The organism is uncultured Barnesiella sp. (assembly GCF_946496565.1).
Taxonomy (GTDB): Bacteria; Bacteroidota; Bacteroidia; order Bacteroidales; family Barnesiellaceae; genus Barnesiella; species Barnesiella merdigallinarum.
This window is the reverse complement of the sequence record NZ_CAMMHD010000004.1, coordinates 129,840-146,480: the sequence shown is the minus strand read 5'-3', so window position 1 is coordinate 146,480 and position 16,641 is coordinate 129,840. Positions and strand designations below refer to the sequence as shown.

The window sequence follows — 16,641 nt, the reverse complement described above, 5'->3', positions numbered from 1 at the left end:
AATGAAACAGGAACCGCTGCTATCGGCTTTCACGCGTTTGCGAGACAATCTGCTGTCGATGTCGCGCCGCATTCTTCAAGACGAAGACGACGCCTCCGATGCCATACAGGATGCCTTTTGCCGCCTGTGGCCCCTGCGGGACAAGATTCGGGACGAACGGGAAGCCTCGGCCCTGACGGTCACCACCACCCGCAACCTCTGCATCGACCGGGCCCGGCAAAAGTCCCGTTTCACCGAGTACGACCCCGACCAGTGCGATAGCTGCGACGACGAAACGACTGCCGAGAGCGACGCCGTAGCCGAGCGGTTCAAGGCAGTACGGCAACTCATCGACAGTGCCCTGACCGAGAACCAGCGGACCATACTCGAGATGCGCGACTTCCGCGGACTCGAAATCGAAGAGATTGCCCAAGAGCTGCAGATGCAGCCGACAGCCGTACGCATGAATCTGTCGAGAGCCCGCAAGACCATACGCGAACAATATAAAAAACAATACGACCATGACCGGTAAATCATCGACACACAGCACCCACACCCCTCACGACTGGGAGCAGCTCATCGAGCGATACTACGCCGGCGAAACCTCGCTGCACGAAGAGGAGGAGTTGCGAAAGTTCCTCTTCTCGGGAGAGGCCGACGACCGCTACGACGACACCCGGGCCGTACTCGCCTACACCCAGATGGGCCGGCGTCAGACGGCTCCCCGCGTGCATGCCACCCGGCACCACGCGCTGCGGGTCTGGGCGGCTGCCGCCTGCATAGCCCTGATGCTGGGAGGCGGAATCGTCTACTACACCACGGCACCACGCGATACCTGTGTAGCCTATGTCTATGGCGAAAAACAGACCGACCCCGAAGCGGTAATCTCGCAGATGCAACAGTCGGTATCGCAGTTTGCCTCGACCGATGTCGCCGTAGAGAGTCAGCTCGACGCCATCTTCTCACCCCTCGAATCCATACCTTAAACAAGCTCGTTATGAAACGGTTATACAAAATACTCATCACTTGTCTGCTGCTCGTCGGCACATCGGTTGCACAGGCTCAGGAAGGTCTGGCCATCGCCCCCCTCTTCGCGGGGCAGTACAACCACGACAAGCAGGCGGTTGTCGTCCTCATCAAGGGGGATAAACTGAAGGAGTACCACCTCTCGCTCTTCCGCAGCATCGCCATTACCGACCGCCCCGACGACGTGGCCCTCTTCGAAGCGGCCGTGCGGGCCGACAGCTCCAAGGCCAACAACAGCGAAACGGTGAAATCGGGCAACAACACCATAGCCGGCTACTACCAACTGCCCCCGGCCTCACCGGGCGGAGAGAACCGGTTTATCCTCTTCCGCAAGCTGTCGCCCGACGATGCCACCCTCATCTACCTCGAGGGCCACACGCAGCTCGACCGACTCATCAAACTCTTTATCAACAAGAAACAATAAAAAAAACAATATCGATATGAAACCTATTCTTACGCTCTTGCCTGCGCTCCTGCTCGCCCTGCCTGTCGTGGCGGCCGACATCGAACGCGACACCACCGTCTACTTCAACCAAAAAGAGATTCAAATCAAAGACTCGGCCGACATCGTATCGGTCAAGGTTTTCGAAGGGGATACACCCTACCAGAAATTCTACGAGTCGCGCTACGCCGACGGCAAACGGCAAACCTCGTGGGAACTCTCCGAGTCGGTAGCGTTCCCCTTCTCCGACCTCATCACAGGCAACAAGGCGAAGAAACGCAAGCGCTTCGACCCGCACTGGTCGGGCGTAGGCTTCGGCTTCTGCAACGGCATGGGTAACGGCATGCGTTTCCTCAACAACCCCAACGGCATCTCGCTCGACTTCTCGGGTTCGTTCGAAATTTTCTGGAACTTCATCACCGTCTATACTCCCATCAGCGGCAACAACTGGGGATTCGTCACCGGCTTGGGTATCGACTGGCGCAACTACGTCATGAACGAAAACCGCTACTTCGTCAAACAGGAGGGGAAAATAAGCGTCGTGCCCTGCCCCGAGGGTGCCGACCTCGACTTCTCGCGATTGAAGACCGTCGACCTCACCGTGCCTCTGCTCTTCGAGTGGCAAACCCACAAATTCCTGCACGGCCCCATCTTCTTCTCGCTGGGTCCCGTCATTGGCATCAAGACTTACAGCAGCACCAAAACCAAATATACCACCGCCGACGGCCAGAAGATACAACTCTTCGAAAAGGGCATCAAGCCCAACCCCATCAACCTCGACATCATGGCCCAGGGCGGATACGGTACCTTCGGCTTCTACGTGAAGCTCTCGCCCTTCAACGTCTTGCAGCAGAGCCGTGGTCCCCAGATGCGCAGCTTCTCGGCCGGCGTGATGCTCCACTTCTGATACACGACATTCATACTCATACGACCCCGACCGGATAGAAACCGTCAGTTTCTGTTCGGTCTTTTTTCTACATATAAATGTATATTTATTATATAATACGATAAAAATACGTGTATATATTCAAATATTCCCGAAAAACAGCCGCTAATATTTGCATTATTATTACATTTGCAAACGAAATCAGAATAAAACCGACATGAACGAGAAAACCAAAATACCTGCGCCCCTCATCGCTATCATCCCGCTGGTCGTACTGGTGGCCCTGCTGGCCATGGTCATCCCCATCTTCGGGAGCGATGCCCTGATGGGCGGCAGCCAAGTGTCGCTGCTCGTCGCCTCGGCCGTATGCGTGGCCCTGGCCATGGGACTGTATAACTACAAATGGAGCGTACTCGAGGAGGGCATGGCCAAAAACATCAAGAAGGTGACCCCGGCCATCATCATCCTGCTGCTCATCGGGGCCATCTCGGGCACCTGGATGCTCAGCGGCGTGGTGCCTACGCTCATCTCCTACGGCCTGCACATCCTCTCGCCGCGCTTCTTCCTGGCTTCGTGCTGCATCATCTGCGCCATAGTCTCGGTCATCACGGGCAGCTCCTGGACCACCATCGCCACCATAGGTGTGGCTCTGCTGGGCATAGGCAAGGCCATGGGATTCGACACCGGATGGATTGCCGGCGCCATCATCTCGGGGGCCTACTTCGGCGACAAGATTTCGCCGCTCTCCGACACCACCGTGCTCGCCTCGTCGACCACGGGTACCAAACTCTTCACCCACATACGCTACATGCTGGTTACCACCGTGCCGTCGATAGTCATTACCCTCGTTATCTTCACGGTGGCCGGACTGACGATGAGCCACACCGACAGCGCCCAGAGTGCCCTCTTTGCCGACACACTGGCCCAGAAGTTCAACCTCTCGCCCTGGCTGTTGCTGGTGCCTCTCATCACCGGAATCCTGATCGTAGTCAAGCTACCGACCATCATCACCCTCTTCATCTCGTCGGTTGTGGCCGGTATCTGCATACTCATTTTCCAGCCCCACGTTCTGCTGCAAATCGCCCAGAGCGATACCCTCGACTTCGCCACCGGCTTCAAGGCCCTGATGACGTCGGTCTTCGGCAGCACCGCCCTCTCGACGGGCCACCCCGAAATCGACGCGCTAGTGGCTACCCGGGGCATGCGGGGCATGATGGACACCATCTGGCTCATCATCTGCGCCATGTGCTTCGGGGGAGTGATGTCGGCCAGCCACATGATAAGCAGCATCACCAACCTCTTCGTGCGGTTCGTACACAAGCCCAAGAGCGCCGTATGCTCGACCGTTGGGGCCGGCCTCTTCTTCAACGCCTGCACGGCCGACCAGTATCTGTCGATTATCCTCACGGGCAATCTGTTCAAGGATCTGTATCACAACCGCGGGCTGGAGAGCCGGCTGCTCAGCCGCACGGTGGAAGACTCGGTGACGGTCACCTCGGTGCTCATCCCCTGGAACTCGTGCGGCATGACCCAGGCTACCGTGCTGGGTGTAGGCACGCTCACCTACCTGCCCTACTGTTTCTTCAACCTGCTGAGCCCCCTCATGTCGATACTCGTAGCAATCACCGGCTTCAAGATAAAACAGGGTATTGCGGCCCAATTCGCCCCCAAAGCGAGCGAAACGGTCAAGGGTGCACCCGATGCCGGCCATGTGCTCGTGGGGTAAGCACGCGGCGTCCAAAACAAGCAGAAAGAATTCGGGAAAAAACAGTTACTCTTTACTCTCGGGGAGTGTCGTGCTGCTCAAAATCATGTCGGCCTTGTCCACATCTTCGGCAAAGACATTGAGCCGGATGGCCCCCACCGACGAATTGGTCAGCGGCAGCACACTCGAGAAAATCTCGTTCGACAGGAAACAGGGCACACCGTTTGTCTCCAACACATCTTTCACGATATTCGCTTCGACCGACGAGTCGAACGTACGATACAACACAATCTCTTTTTCCATAATGGAGCGTTTTAGGTAGTGTTACAAATAGGCGGCATACAAAGCGACAAGCCCAAACGGCTTCCTTTTTGGCTAAGATAGTGAAAGAAAAACGCAAAAACAAATAAAAGCCGGGAATTTCGCCGGAACAACGCCTCGACACCTGCCTGATGATTTTGAAGATATAACGCCCCTCCGCACAAAAATCCCTACCCGCCTACCGGTTTTCTTCCAACGAGTGCCACAGATTCTGCACCGCCCCGGTATACTCCTCGACCGACCGCGCCTTCAACACCCGCTTCTTCAACCGCCGGTCCACGTCGGGCAACAGATACTCCCAAAACGTAGCCATGCGGGCGAGCAACTGATACACCCCCTGCAACACCCCGGCATAGCGGGTGAACACCTGGTCGTGCAGCCGGGCCACCCGGGCGTAACCATCGGGCGGCATCGCTCCGTCGCCGGCATAGGCCTCGGCCAACCAGGGACGAGCCAGCAATCCCCGCCCCACCATCAGGCCAGAGAGCCGGGGGAAGCGCTGCTCGATGCTCCTCATCGCCTCGACCGTAGTCAAGTCGCCATTATAGACCAGCGGAAGGTGACACGCCTCGTAGAACCAGGCAAAGCCGTCGAGGTCGGGCTCACCCTTATACTGCTGCCGCCCCACCCGGGCGTGGAGCGTAATCTGTCGCACCGGCGAGCTCTCGAGCAGCGGCAACAGGCGCAACGACTCGTCGGGGCTCTCCCACCCCAGCCGCATCTTCACCGAGAAATCTATCCCGCCATACCCCTCGAGCGGGCGCAACAGCCGCTCCACCTCGTCGGGGAAAGGCAAGATGCCCGACCCTTTGTGCCGCTTCGCCAGGATGGGAAACGGGCACCCCAGATTGAGGTCAATACGCCGATACCCGCAGGCCGCTATACCGTCGACCAACCGGCACAACTCGTCGGGCTGCGAGGCTATCAACTGCGGCACCACCGTCATACCCCGGTTATTTTCGGGAGCAATATCGCGCAAATCCTTCCGGCGAAAATCATCTTTCTCGATGCGGACAAACGGCGTGTAAAAGGCAGCCACCCCACCGAAAAGCGAGGCGTGGGCACAACGGTACACCGCATCGGTATACCCTTGCAACGGGGCAAAACAGACGGGCAATGACATGATGGACAAAAGTAGTACAAGCCGAATAGAAATCAAAATTATACGGCACACTTATCGAACGGCCCGCTCACATCTCCCGCCCCATGCACCCGGATACAAAAAGAGAGGGCTGCATCGTCTACGACGACACAGCCCCCGCTTGGACTTTATGGCCTTATCCCGCGGCTACCCGGCTCCGAAGCCAGGACACCCGTCGGGGAAAAGGCATTATCGGCTTAGCGATTCAGCACCTTAACCGTGCGAACCACTTTACCCTCTTTCATCACCTTAACCACGTAAACGCCCTTGGCCCCGAGCGTAATGCTCATGTGCTGGCCGGCAGCTACCGTAGCCTCTTCCTGAGCCACAAGCATACCCGAAACATTGTATACGCCTACTTGATAAGCACCGGCTTCGGCAAACTCTACAAAGAGGAGATCTTCAACCGTATAGGTGCGCATCTCATCGGCTACGCCATCTTCTACGGCATCTTTCTGATCAACCAGGAATACCGGATAGGACTTCGTGTCTGAGCCGAGCGTATTCTCAAGCGTCAAGGTAACGGTATAATCACCGCTCTTGCTGTAAGTCAGCTTCGTAGAACCTTCGGTATCGGTACCGGTCGATTCGGAGAGCTCGCCACGTTTGGCAGTCCACGTCGGGAGAGTTTCTACCTGGAAAGCAGTACCGGCAATAAACGGACAACCCGAGATGTAGAGCGGTCTTTGCGGAGTTTGCACACCCGAACCTTGAGCCGTCGAAGCTACCAGTTTGAACGAGCAGGCTTTTGCACCCTCTTTCGAACCTTTCGACAAGAAATAATTCTGGTCGTTGGCATCGGTTTCAAAATCCCAGTAAGCGATTACCTTGTCGGGCAGGTCAGAAGCATCGAGACCGGCTTTCACTTGATTCACCTCTTCTTGAGTCATGCCACCGTCCCAAATCAACAGGTCGTCAACGATACCGTTGTTGGTAACCGGTTGTTCACCACGACCACCGGCGAAGCAGAACCAGTCGGAAGCCGAAACATCGTAACTTGCCTTGGGAACCCAATCCTCGGTTTTTCCACTTGCAGAAGAACCGTAGGTCCAGGTAGACTCTTGCAGAACACCATTCAGGTAGAAGAGCGAGCGGAATTGACCTTGATCGTTATACTCGAAGGTAAGAACTACATGGTTCCAAGCATTGGGCGATACAATCGTATTGGGGAAGGTATAGTTCACGGCAACCGGAGAAGCATTACCGTCGCCACGAACCGTATAGGCGGTAACCCGGCCTTCGCTGGTAATGTTAGACCACATCCAACCCCAGTTGTTTACAGGCCATCCACCCGCACGGTTCTCGATGCTGAAGAAGGCAGAAGACTCGGGCAACGTAGTAAAGCGAACCCAAGCCGATACCGAGAAGGATTTACCACCTACGATACCTGCTTCATTCAGGTTACCGCCAATCCAGCTGTCGTTGATTTCGATACCGCGCGACGAGGCACCATCGGCTTTTCTACCGGTATAACCCAGTGTGAGCGTTTGGTCGAGGTCTACCTTCACTTCGGCGGCCGAAGTCTCTTCGCCGTCAACCGTCAGCGTATAGATTTCGGGCAGAGCACCTACGGACTCGCTCGTAATCTGTACATAGTAGCCGAAAGTAGATGTTTGACCGTTGCAAGTTACCTGCAGGTCATAACCACCAATCTCAGAGATACCGTCTTCTACCGAGAATACCGTCGTATTGGTAGCTTGTTTTACAGTCTCGCCGTCGCTGTTGAGCAGTTTCCAGTCGGCAGGATCGTGACGAGGATCGACGTAAGAGATTTCGAAGCTCTCGTTCGGTTTGATTGTCGTCTTGTCGATTTGAATGTCGTCGGTCGTCGTGTACTCACCCATATCCATATACTCGCTCCAGGAGATTTCGGAATCGCTCTTCATGTCGACCGAAACGGCAGCAACACCCAGACGGATGCGGTCAGAACCCTGCAAGTTGGTAGGAATCGAATAGTACATACCGGCCCACGACGTAGTGATACCCATAAAGATAGGCTCTTCATTCTCTTGTTGAGCATAGAGCTTGAACATCGAAGCGTTTACATCGAGGTTGTAAACCGGCTCGCCCAGAGGCTTGGTATTGTTCATTTCGAAGATGACCTTGGCATCTACGCCCTTGTAGTGAGAAGCCAGCACTTTGGCTATCTTGATGACAGGAGCGGCAGGAGTAGTCATCTCGTTACGCGTAATCGAGAATTCGCCCAAGTAGAGTTCCAGATTCTCGGCGTTCTCAAAGTGGAGAGCAACCATGGCAATATTCCGGTTGGCCAGCGAAGCCAAAGTACCACTGATTGTAAAGGTCTTCTCTACCCACATTTCGTCGTCGGCCTCGCTATCGGCAACCGTCAATACCTTGAAACCAGACTCACGCAGAATTGTGGTCTCGTCACCAACGGCAGAGAGAGCCAGATTGATGTCGGCCTGACCACGGATCAATTTGTAACGAACCGTAATCTTATCGCCCGAAGCCAGCGTGAAAGCCGTCTTGAAGAGGTGCAGATATTCATCGGCTGCCGAACCGAAGATGCGCAGACACGAACCGCCTACATAAGCATCGTCGAAGGTAAACTTGGCATCCAGACCATTGGCAACCACCTTGTCGGCCGTTTTGCCCAAGAACTCGGAAGCAAACCAGAAACGCCAGGTAGGCAGATAGTCTTGTACACCGATGTTGTACCACTCGTTGTCGTTCTGACGTTCGCCCATCCAGTTGAAGAACTGACCGTTACCCAGATTGAAATAGGTGATGAACGGCTCGGTGGCCAAATCCCAGCTGAGCGAGCTGCGAGCGGTCATAAAGGCCGACATACCGAACCAGCCTTCGTTGGGGTGGTGGCTGCCACGATCGAATACCGCAATCTTGTCAATCGGGTTACGACGGCCGTTCGAGAAGAACTGCTCGATTACATTTTGATAACCCAACTGTTTCGACATATCGGTACTGCCATAGTTGGCACGGTCGGCCCACAACATGTTGAAATCGTGAGCGCCCCACAAACCGATAGAAACATTGTAGTCCTCGAGCAACGTCCAAGTCGAGGGGTCGCCACCCTGCATGTTGAAACCGGCATACAAGTCGAGCAAGCTACGGCCGGGAGCCTGGCTATTGATCGTACCCGTATTGAACGTGCTCAACGGAGTTCCCCACCAGTTGTAGTTCAAGAACAGTGACGTACGGATGTGCTCTCCATCGCCAAAGGTTTCGTTGTTGTGAGAACCGAGACCCTGGTCAAAATTGATCTGACCATTATCGTTCGTACCATCATACCAGAAGTTCTCGGCTACGGGGTTTCCTTGTTCGGTCAAATATTTGTGTACCTCTTCGTTCAGAGCGCGCACATTAGACAGCATCGTCGTATTCGAAGTGTTGAACTCCGAGTTGTAACCGAGACCATCTACACCGTGATAGTGAAGGAATTTGGCTACCTTCTCACGAATGGTCGCATTCTTGGACATGTTATCCAAAGCGGTAGCCCAATCGGACGACAAACTACCCCAGGGAATAGAGGCCACACCCGAAACACCTACACCGTTTTTATGGGCGGCATCGGCAAAACCACCGGGCACCCAGCCTTGCGGAGCGGTCCAGTTGCCATAGTGGGTAACATACGACCACATACTAAATACTTCGGAATCGAACTTGCCGTTAGGCCGTGCATTCGGGTTACCTCCCGAAGCGGTACCTATGGGAACCCAGAACACCAGGTTCTTGTCGGTCTCTTCGGTCAATGTTTCGTTAATCTGCGTGTTGGCATTGCGGAAACGAGCTTTGGGTTTCACACGCGAGATGTAAAAGTTTTCATCTTCAAACAGGTATTCTCCCGGAGTCCATTGGGAAGCATACTCTCCAAGACCTTGGCTATTGGGCCATGTCATGTACTCTTCTTTCAACTCTTGTGCATTGGCCGTGAGCGAAAGAGCCAAGATTCCGGAAAACAAAAATAGATTTCTTTTCATGGAAATTGTTTTTAGGTTAATAATGAATTATGTAATCTCAGTTTTCTTTTTCCTTACTATCAAGCGATTTGAGAAGGAGGAGAGTATAAGTTCATACTCCCTTCCCTCCCAAACCTTTTTTACTTAGAGCAATACCGGTATATCAACGACCTCGATCGAGAACACCTTACCGCCTACATTACCCGAAAGGTTGTAGGATACGGTCGTCTGTCCGGCCGACGTGGCAACAGTCAAACTACCCGACGTCACTTCAACTTCAGCGCCATCGATGTTAAGGGTAGCACCGGCAAGCGAGTATTGACCATCGTAGCTGCTGCCTCCATTATAAGGAAGGGTCAGCGTAATCAGGCTGTATCCCGATGTAGGAGCTACAAGCACTACCAGATTACCCGATTCGTCATAGATAGCCGAGTTCTGTTGATCGATATCGGCAGCCGTCAGATTCAGATCTACCGGCAATGCAATCACCTGTACCGTAGCGACATCAGACGTTACTCCGGCAACCTCGGCCGTCACATCGGACGAACCAACGGCAAGACCCGTAATCGTACCATGCTTGTTATCGCTGCCGGTCTGTTCGGCCTTAACTACTTCGGGATTCGTCGATTTCCACGTGACATCATAGGGGTTGTCGCCACCCGAGAGGGTCTTCGCGTCGATAGCCCATTGTACCGATTGGCCGGCAAAGAGCGTACGGGCATTACCCGAAACCCACAGTACCGAGTGGATGCCCTCGGTAACGGTTACCGGAACTCGTTTTTCTTTACCGTTGGAGGTAAGAATCAGTTCGGTTTCACCCAGGGCAAGGCCTCGCAAGGTAATCATATTGCCATCGTATGCCCCTACGGAAACTTTGGTAGGATCGGCAGCCTTGACCACCGGTTTATGATAGGCATAAGAAGTAGCCGGTATTACACCCGTTGTCAACAGCACGGTACCCCCCACAGGCATGGAGATGGGATCTTTGTCGACGGTAATTTCGTCGACCGGATAACGGGTCTTGAAATCTTTCACCCGGAAGGTGGCAACGAATACCGTATCGGGAGTTATGCAATGAATCTCGGTATCACCCTCTTCTACACCGGCACGCACCGAAAGCACGGCATCGAAACCTTCGTTTTCCACATATTCGTTGGTCTTGCTGGTAATCACAACCGAGCTGCCCGAAGCGATTTCCCAACGGTAGGCACTGTAGGCATTCTCGATGTCTTCCTTCAAACCCGACTGCACGTTCATGGCAATGCGAATCGTGTCAGACGTATTTATATCCATCTCCTTCTCGTAGGTATAGGCAAAATACATCGGCAGGATTTCCTTACCGGGACGAGTCTCCAGGTAAGGCATATTGGCATAGGCTTCGCCGTAGAATGTGGCGAATATTTGAGGAGCTATCGTAATTGTACAAGAGCCCGACTTCGCCGTCGAGGCGTCACCCAGCGTGACGGTTACTTTTCCCTCACCCGACTCACGAGGCGAAACGAAGTGAACCGTTACAATACCTTTCTCGTAATTGATGGTAGTCATGGGGTCATAAGCCGTAACACCCTCGAGTGTAACCTGGGGCTCATAATCATACAGCAAGGTCTTGGGCGAAACGGCAAACATAACCGAGTCGTGCAGCATGTTGTAACTTTGTTTAGTGGTCATCTCGGGCATAGTGCTGTCGTTGGCGACACAAGTCACCCCTTCGGGCAGGTTGCGCAAGACGGTAACCGAGGTAATGGCATACTTGCCATTTTCCAACGTAGCTTTCAGAGTCGTCTCTCTCTCCTGTCCACCATTAACGGCTACAATAGCGCTATCGCCCAACAGCTTGGCTACAGTCTCGTCGGCAAGCGACCAAGCGATGGGGGTATTGATGATTTTTCCGCTCACATTGGTAACCTTGGCCGAAATCTTCACCGTATCGCCTACCCGCAAAGAGATGTCCGTGGGATTGAGGGTGATATACACCTCGGTCGCACCATCGAGCGTGGCCTCCTCTTCACAGGCAGAGAAAATGGTAACGCCAAAGAAGAGAGCCAAAAATAATATAATGCTATATCGTTTCATTGTTCCTAAAGATTTATAGATTAAAAGTTGTGCGGTACTACCAATAAATATTCGTTATCGGGACTCTGATCGCCACGAGTTTCGTTAGCAATATCCCAGAAGACACGTGAACCACCCCAGTTAGGCTGACCAAGAGCCTGTACGAGCGAAGCGATTTCCAACGTATTGTTCGTAGTTTCTACAATAGGGATACGACGCAACTGCAACTCGGTATCGACATTCTGGTCTTTCAAGTTGTTCACCTTGACCGGGAACAGACGGGGATAACCCGTACGGCGGAAGGTCGTCCACGCCTCGGCACTCATGGGGAAGTTGGCGATATATTTTTGCGTAATGATTTTTTCGAGTTTCACCTCATTGTCATCGCTTTCGTTCCACTTTACGCACACGTTCACACGACCGGCGATATTGTTCTCTCCATTATAGGGATCGACGTAATCCACATCGTTCACTTCGGTTTGCTCCAGATACTGGGTGATTACCGACTCGTCGGTGATGCCGTTTTCCTGGAAGCAAAGGCGTATACCGGCTTCGTAAAGTTCCTGAGCCGTACGGCCTCTCGTATTCCAATCTCTCAGAGCGCCCTCGGCCATCAGGAACAGGCTCTCGGTACGTTTGAAGAAGGGCTGGTGCATATATTGGAACTCACCCGTAAGAGTGGCAAAAGGACCGTAACCGCCCTTGTCCTTACCGGTGGTATTGTTGTTACGCATGTTGATGCCGGCACGAACTCCATACACATCGATGGGAGCGGCAATACCCGACGACTTGTCTTTAATCGTATAGGCGTTGGTATCGAACCAGCGGGTAAGCAAGGGGTGATTGCAGCGTTTGAGAATGTTCTCCAACGAGGCTCCCAGGCGAATATCGTTCCACGAGTTGCCAAGTACATACCACGAACAGGCATTTTGCTCTTGATAGTAGGCGATGTCACGGGCATCGGTCTCGCTGAGGACTCCGATATCGTCGGTTACAGCCTGTTCAAATTTCTGCTGTGCCGTACCGGCATCGTATTTCACGATGTTCATGGCCATACGCATCTTGATGCTGTTGGCAAACTTCACCCACATGCGCCAGTCGCCATTAGACAGGGTTCTGATGGTCAAGTCTTCGATCTTGGCAATCTCATCACGCGAGGGCTGACGCTCCTTCAAAATACGGATAGCCTCGTCGAGGTCGTTGAAGATTTGTGCGTAAATATCCTCACCTTTTTCATAGGTCAACGGCGGATTACGTTGCAGGTTACGCCAATCGTTAAACGGTGCGGCACCATAGAAATCGACGATTTCATGACCTTGATAGGCTTGAATAATCAGGGCAACGGCACGCCATTCGGGTTTGCCCAACTCGGTGGCATGGTGAATGGCATTGTACGACTGTGTAAAAATCGAGTTATCCATCGGGCCACCCAGATAGTCGTTGGGATAGGTGTAAAGCGTAGGCAGAGCGCCACCGAAGGCGAAGGTACCTTTGGTCGTCGTCCAATATCCGGCGTAGTTGTCGATATTGTTGGACCGTTGGTATTGATAGGCATGAGGTTGCCAGCTACCGCCCTTGGTGTAGCTGATCATATAGGGGATGGCTCCACGAAGCTCTTGTTCGAGCACGGTAATATCGGTGGCACCCGCACCCTCTTCATTAGCGTTGTCCATGTCTTCCTGACGTCCGATCATCCAGGGATACTCCTCCTGAAAGCGGTCGCCGCAAGAAGTGAAAAGACCGACTGAAAATACGGATTCAACCACGAAGAATCCGATTGCATATATTGTTTTTCTCATCTTGATATTATTTAAACCCAAATTCATTATAAATCAAACTTCAAAGTCAAAGCGAAACTGCGCGTCGTAGGCAACGTGTAGCAGTCGATACCCGAGTAACCGTTGGCAGCCGATACCGATATGTCGGGATCGACGGGCGAATTCTTATAGATAAAGAAGGCGTTCTTTACCGAGAATTGCACCGTCATGCCTTGTCGCTTGCCGAAGAGGTTAGGCATGTCGTAGCTCAACGAGATATCGCGCATGCGCACGCTGGTTGCATCGTAAACGTGGTCTTCCATGGGGAATGCACCGATAGTCATGTAGTAGTTCTCTACCGACACTTTGCGACCCGAACCGTCGGGCAACTCCTTGAGGACATACTCCTTGCCGTTTTGCATCACACGCTCGCCATTCAGACGATCTTGCGCCGAACGCTCGGAGAGGCCGTACAGGTCGTAATCGGCCTCGGTCAGCGACATCACCTTACCTCCGATACGTCCCTCGAGCAAGAAATAGAGGCTCAGGTTCTTCCAGGTGAAGGTGTTGTTCCAACCGAAGTTGATGGGCGAAGTCATGTTACCTACATAGGTTTCATATTTGCCCGAGGTCATCACGGGAACGGCATTGGCATAGTCGCCTTCGTCGTTGACCTTGATATAACCGTTTTCGTCACGAGCGAAAGAGTTTACATAAATATCGCCATAACGGCCGCCTTCTACATATTTAATCTTGAAGGCATTGGGGCCCATCTGTACTTCATAGGGAGCACCCGTTTCCGTTTTGTAAGTTTCCAGGATGCGGTTATCGTTCCAAGCGATGTTGAATCCGGTTTCCCAACGCCAGTCGCGGTTGATGTTCCACCGGTAAGCGGCCTGGAATTCCAAACCGTAGTTGCGAATCACACCCGTATTGACAGGCTTGGACTCGCCATTGGCCGTAGTCACATACAGGAACTGATTGCGAAGTGTAGAGTTGTAATAGGTCAGGTCGAAATTGAATTTGTTTTCAAACATCCATACATCGAAACCCGTCTCGAACGAAGTGGTCGTTTCGGGCAGAGGATTGTCGAACAACGGCGGACGAGTACCTACGGTTCCCGTACCGAAGTCAATAGACTGACGGGCAAACAGGGTATTGGGAATGGGGTTACCCACAACCGACCAGCTGCCACGCCATTTCAACTGGTTGAGCCAGTCTCGGCGAGGCAAGAACTTGTCGAGAAGCACGTTGACACCGGCCGAATAGTAGTCGAACGATTTGTAACCGCTGCCTTGCGTAAATTGCTGGAACGACTGGGCCCACTCCAAACGATAGCTACCATCGAGGTAAACCTTGTCGAACAAACCGAGAGATGCCGTAGCGAAAACGGCCGTACTCCAATCGTTGTTGTTCCAGCTGTCGTAGGCCGAAGTGGCACTACCGTTGGGGTTGTTGGGACGGCTGTGCTTGCTGTTCTGAGGAACGAAGGCATTGGGGACACCGCACGTATCGATAGCGGTAGTAATGTTCGTATTCCGATTATAATGACGGGTAAAGCTGGTACCCACGGCAGCATTGATGTCGATCTTATCGGCGAAACGGTCGTTCCAGGTAAGCATGTGATCGTTATAGATATCGCTCGAGCGAGAATTGCTGGAGTAATATTTACCGCCCACATAGTCAAATGCGGTTCGGAACATACCGGCATACTCTTCGTTCAAGTTGTTGTTTATCACATAGTCGACACTGAAACGGGTCTGATATTTAATGTTTTGCCAAATCTTGGCATCCAAAGTGACATTGGCCAGCAAACGATCCCGTTTAGCCACATCGTTATTCATGTTGGTCACCCAATAGGGGTTATTCAGATACTGGTCGTACCAGTACCAGGTTTGCACCGGCTGTCCGGCCAGTTTGGGGTTACCGGTCTGGGGATTGCTCACGATATCATCGGCGGCCGTACCCGTGTGTTGGTAATTGTGTTTGAAATAGCGCATATCGATGTCGGCCGGCGTACGATACAGAGCATAGAGGGCACTCAACGCCTTACCTACAACCGGGCCGTTATCGGTTTTCTGGTGAATCCAGTTCAAGCTGGTATTGATGTTGATTCGCTTGTCGAACAGGGAGAAAGTCTCCTTGAACATCACATTGTGACGGCTGAACTTGTTTCCGGGAAGCAGACCAGTTTGATAGGTATTGTTGTACGAGAAGTAAGTACGGAAGTTTTCGGTACCACCACTCAACGTCAAACCGTTATTGGTCGTCAGACCCATGTTGAAGAAGTCCTTCACGGCACTGCGAGCCGTATTCATCAGATAGGGAGCCGAGGCGATTTCATCGGCCGAACGGGTTCCGATTTTCGGGCCCCAAGCCGACCATTGATTGTTGTCGCTGATACCATAGATCTGTTGTACCTTGGGATACATGGCGATGGTCTCGACCGAAGTGGAACTCGAGATATTTATCTTCACGGCACCCGCAGCACCCGACTTGGTGGTAATCACGATTACACCGTTGTTGGCGGCACTACCGTAAAGGGCGGCAGCATTCGGGCCTTTCAGAATGGTCATGCTCTCCACATCCTCGGGGTTGATGGTCGACAGCAGGTCGTCGCCGCTGCGGTTACCACCCAGAATCATGTTGTCGGTAGCCTGCGTACCCATACCGTCTTGCATAGGCACACCGTCGATCACAATCAACGGCTGGTTGGTACCCAGAATCGAAGTGGAACCACGCAGTACAATCTTCGAAGCACCACCACCGGCACCGGTGTTATTAGGAACGATAGTCAGACCGGCACTCTTACCTTTGAGTGAATTGATGAAGTTCGTCTCCTTGATACGGGTCACCTCTTCGCTTTTGATCGTTTGAGTGGCATACGTCAGGGTCTTGGATTCTCTCGATATACCCATGGCGGTTACAACCACCTCGTCCAATACGCGATTCTCCTCCTTCATAACTACATTGTACGAAGAAGCTCCCGCCAACGAGAGTGATGTTTTCTGATAACCCACATAACTAAAATCGAGAACAGCGTTGTCGTTCGGGACCTCGATTGTATAGACACCGTCGATATTCGTAGAGGCACCTGTTGACGTTCCTCTCACCAATACGCTCACGCCTATTAAAGGTTCGCCCGACTCATCGGAGACTACACCCTTGATCTGATGCTTGCCCGACTGAGTTGTCTTCGCTGTTGCCACTCCTGCCCCCTGGGTCATCACACTGGCAACAACCGGGAAAAAAAGAGACAAGAAGAGCACCAAAAGCCCAAATTTACACTTGTGATTTTTTTTTCATGTTTTTTAGATTTAAATACTTAATTGATTCTATATTCCACTATTTTCTTCTTTTCTGGGTTTCTTTGTTCATGGTATTTGCTTTTCCA

The 16,641-nt window shown here is 52.8% G+C and carries 11 protein-coding genes; 5 read left to right on the top strand and 6 right to left on the bottom strand.

The features are described 5' to 3' along the window. The first annotated feature begins 1 nt into the window (after nucleotide 1). The 5 genes from Q1K76_RS03570 to Q1K76_RS03550 all read left to right on the top strand — a co-directional run bounded on the left by Q1K76_RS03570 (nucleotide 2) and on the right by Q1K76_RS03550 (nucleotide 4,059). Nucleotides 2-511 (top strand): sigma-70 family RNA polymerase sigma factor, encoded by a 510-nt coding sequence (locus Q1K76_RS03570; RefSeq protein WP_300131110.1) that lies wholly within the window; start codon nucleotides 2-4, stop codon nucleotides 509-511. After that, entirely contained in the window at nucleotides 501-965 is a 465-nt protein-coding gene (locus Q1K76_RS03565) for a hypothetical protein (RefSeq protein WP_300131108.1), read from the top strand. The genes Q1K76_RS03570 and Q1K76_RS03565 overlap by 11 nt, the downstream gene beginning before the upstream one ends. 11 nt (nucleotides 966-976) lie before the next feature. After that, nucleotides 977-1,429: a DUF6108 family protein gene (locus Q1K76_RS03560; protein ID WP_298663887.1), complete on the top strand. Its 453-nt coding sequence runs from the start codon at nucleotides 977-979 to the stop codon at nucleotides 1,427-1,429. A 16-nt stretch (nucleotides 1,430-1,445) separates the two neighbouring features. Beyond that, on the top strand, nucleotides 1,446-2,354 hold the full coding sequence (locus Q1K76_RS03555; RefSeq protein ID WP_087408558.1) for a hypothetical protein: 909 nt from the start codon (nucleotides 1,446-1,448) through the stop codon (nucleotides 2,352-2,354). A gap of 166 nt (nucleotides 2,355-2,520) precedes the next feature. Then, nucleotides 2,521-4,059: a Na+/H+ antiporter NhaC family protein gene (locus Q1K76_RS03550; protein WP_255376497.1), complete on the top strand. Its 1,539-nt coding sequence runs from the start codon at nucleotides 2,521-2,523 to the stop codon at nucleotides 4,057-4,059. A 45-nt stretch (nucleotides 4,060-4,104) separates the two neighbouring features. Here Q1K76_RS03550 and Q1K76_RS03545 read toward each other — a convergent pair whose 3' ends face one another. The 6 genes from Q1K76_RS03545 to Q1K76_RS03520 all read right to left on the bottom strand — a co-directional run bounded on the left by Q1K76_RS03545 (nucleotide 4,105) and on the right by Q1K76_RS03520 (nucleotide 16,456). Continuing rightward, nucleotides 4,105-4,341 (bottom strand): DUF2007 domain-containing protein, encoded by a 237-nt coding sequence (locus tag Q1K76_RS03545; RefSeq protein WP_087408559.1) that lies wholly within the window; start codon nucleotides 4,339-4,341, stop codon nucleotides 4,105-4,107. 196 nt (nucleotides 4,342-4,537) lie between these two features. Continuing rightward, nucleotides 4,538-5,476 (bottom strand): tRNA-dihydrouridine synthase family protein, encoded by a 939-nt coding sequence (locus tag Q1K76_RS03540; protein ID WP_300131141.1) that lies wholly within the window; start codon nucleotides 5,474-5,476, stop codon nucleotides 4,538-4,540. Nucleotides 5,477-5,697: 221 nt separating this feature from the next. Next, complete coding sequence (locus Q1K76_RS03535) at nucleotides 5,698-9,459, bottom strand: LamG-like jellyroll fold domain-containing protein (RefSeq protein WP_300131104.1); 3,762 nt, start codon at nucleotides 9,457-9,459, stop codon at nucleotides 5,698-5,700. A 123-nt stretch (nucleotides 9,460-9,582) separates the two neighbouring features. Beyond that, nucleotides 9,583-11,511, bottom strand: coding sequence for an Ig-like domain-containing protein (locus tag Q1K76_RS03530; RefSeq protein WP_300131101.1), 1,929 nt, complete (start codon nucleotides 11,509-11,511; stop codon nucleotides 9,583-9,585). Between the two features lie 20 nt (nucleotides 11,512-11,531). Further along, nucleotides 11,532-13,289, bottom strand: a complete 1,758-nt coding sequence (locus Q1K76_RS03525; RefSeq protein ID WP_298663895.1) for a SusD/RagB family nutrient-binding outer membrane lipoprotein — start codon at nucleotides 13,287-13,289, stop codon at nucleotides 11,532-11,534. Nucleotides 13,290-13,315: 26 nt separating this feature from the next. After that, nucleotides 13,316-16,456 carry a SusC/RagA family TonB-linked outer membrane protein gene (locus Q1K76_RS03520; protein ID WP_298663897.1) on the bottom strand — a complete coding sequence of 1,047 codons (3,141 nt, stop codon included), beginning with the start codon at nucleotides 16,454-16,456 and terminating at the stop codon, nucleotides 13,316-13,318. Nucleotides 16,457-16,641 lie beyond the last annotated feature (185 nt).